We start from the raw sequence: 2,083 nt of genomic DNA on the forward strand, positions 1-2,083 counted from the left end.
GTATGATTTTGAATACGTTTCTGCCGAGTATCTGTTTCAGCTCTTTTGTCAGAGGAGTATTCTTGCAGAATTTTAACTGCTGACTGCCTGATACCTGAAAGTGGAGACTTTTACCCTCCGGCAATATTTGAAATTCTACTCGAAAAAATATTGAAAATAAAAAGTTTTTCGAGTAGAATTTGCATGAGGTGATTGTCATGCTGATTGCAAGACCTGCTTATCTTGAGCAGCTTATATCCTGGAAAGATACAGATTTAATTAAGGTTGTAACCGGTGTGCGGCGCTGCGGAAAGTCGGTGCTTTTGTTTGATATATTTTCTGACTGGCTGCTGAATAACGGTGTTTCCGCAAAGCATCTAATCAAGGTCAATTTAGAGGACAGACAGAATGCCGCTTTGAGAAATCCTGACGCGTTGTATTCGTATGTCAGAGAGGCTGTAAAGGGCAGGGGAAAGTATTATCTGTTACTGGACGAGGTGCAGTATATTGACGCGTTTGAAGACGTGCTGAACAGTTTTAAGAATATGGGGTGTGACGTCTACGTTACAGGTTCAAATTCAAAACTGCTTTCGTCTGATGTCAGTACCGCATTGAGGGGAAGGAGTATTGATATAAAGGTTTATCCGCTTTCCTTTGCTGAGTATTACAGTTATGCCGGCGGAGATGTCAGAAAAGCGTTTAACAGTTATATGCTCTATGGCGGTTTTCCGTATATTGCCTCGGAAACTGAGGCAAATCACAAAACAAAGTATCTCAAAATGCTGGAGGAAACAGTTGCGACCAAGGATATTATAAGCCACTACAAGTTACGCAGTCCGGCATTGTTTAACGCGGTTTACGATTTTCTCTGTTCAAATATAGGCTGTCTGATCAGCCCAAAGAAGATTTCAGATACACTCAAAACAAACGGCTATCCCAAAATTACGCCTGATACGGTGGGTAATTATCTTCAGTATCTTTGTGAAGCGTTTCTGTTTTATAAGGTCTACCGCTACGATTTGAAGGGCAAAGGCTATCTGAAAACGCTCAACAAATATTATGCCGTTGATACAGGGCTTAGAAACGCAAAACTGAACTACAGGCAGACCGAAATAACGCATATTCTGGAAAACATTGTGTATCTTGAACTTTTACGCCGCGGATATACGGTAGATATTGGCAAAAATGCCGCAAAGGAGATAGATTTTGTCGCAAAAGACGGTATGAATACGTATTATATTCAGGTCGCATATACGGTTAATGACGCTGTTAAAAGGCAGCAGGAACTGTCATCTTTCTACGGGCTTGACGATGCTTACAGAAAAATAGTTGTAACGATGGACGATGACCCTTTTACTATTCTTGAAAACGGTTACAAGAAGTTCAATATTTTTGATTTTCTGCTTAATCAAAACAGTTTGACCGGTGTTTAAGCAAGTGATACAAAAAATGAGGACGTTCGTTTGCGCCCTCATTTTTTGTATTCTGTGTCGGGTTCAAATTTGGCTTCACCGTGTTCGTCAGTCACAATCAAATCTTCGTGTTCAACGAGATCGGCGCGGAGCACCATACAGCGGTTTTCTTTGTCCAAATAAATGGATATTGCGGGAATATACCCGGGGCGTTTCATTTCTTCCGGTATGATTTTGAATACGTTTCTGCCGAGTATCTGTTTCAGCTCTTTTGTCAGCGGAGTATTCTTGCAGAATTTCAGCTGCTGACTGCCTGATACCTGAAAGCGCAGACTTTTGCGCGTCCGTATGTTCTTCGGTATTTTGCTCCCGTCTTCTTTCGGCTTTCTTCTCAGCTTACGCTGGCGTTTCAGTTCCTTGTCCTTTGTCCTGAGCATTTTTTTTAACTCCTTTCTGTTAGATAAATATATTCACTTACAGGGACGTTCACTTGTAAAAGAGTTCACTTGAAAAACTTTCACTTGAGAAGAATTAAAAGTATCGCGCAGCGAAAAGGGATTCTTTCCCAAGTATTGAGAAGCAAAAGTGAAGCTTATAAGTAAATCCTTTCCCCGTAGGAATCAGTGTTGACAAAAACAACGGCAGACAAACGAACATAAGTCCAAATGCCTGCCGCTTTGAATTCATTTGTT

The 2,083-nt window shown here is 41.0% G+C and carries 2 protein-coding genes; one reads left to right on the forward strand and one right to left on the reverse strand.

Going from position 1 to position 2,083, the window contains the following annotated elements; genetic code table 11:
* The first annotated feature begins 197 nt into the window (after positions 1 to 197).
* A complete protein-coding gene (locus tag KBS54_03780) occupies positions 198 to 1,412 on the forward strand; it encodes an ATP-binding protein (protein ID MBQ0055250.1) in 1,215 nt (404 codons plus the stop codon).
* Between the two features lie 38 nt (positions 1,413 to 1,450).
* Here KBS54_03780 and KBS54_03785 read toward each other — a convergent pair whose 3' ends face one another.
* Positions 1,451 to 1,828 (reverse strand): hypothetical protein, encoded by a 378-nt coding sequence (locus tag KBS54_03785; protein ID MBQ0055251.1) that lies wholly within the window; start codon positions 1,826 to 1,828, stop codon positions 1,451 to 1,453.
* Positions 1,829 to 2,083 lie beyond the last annotated feature (255 nt).

This window comes from Candidatus Equadaptatus faecalis, assembly GCA_018065065.1.
Classification (GTDB): domain Bacteria; phylum Synergistota; class Synergistia; order Synergistales; family Synergistaceae; genus Equadaptatus; species Equadaptatus faecalis.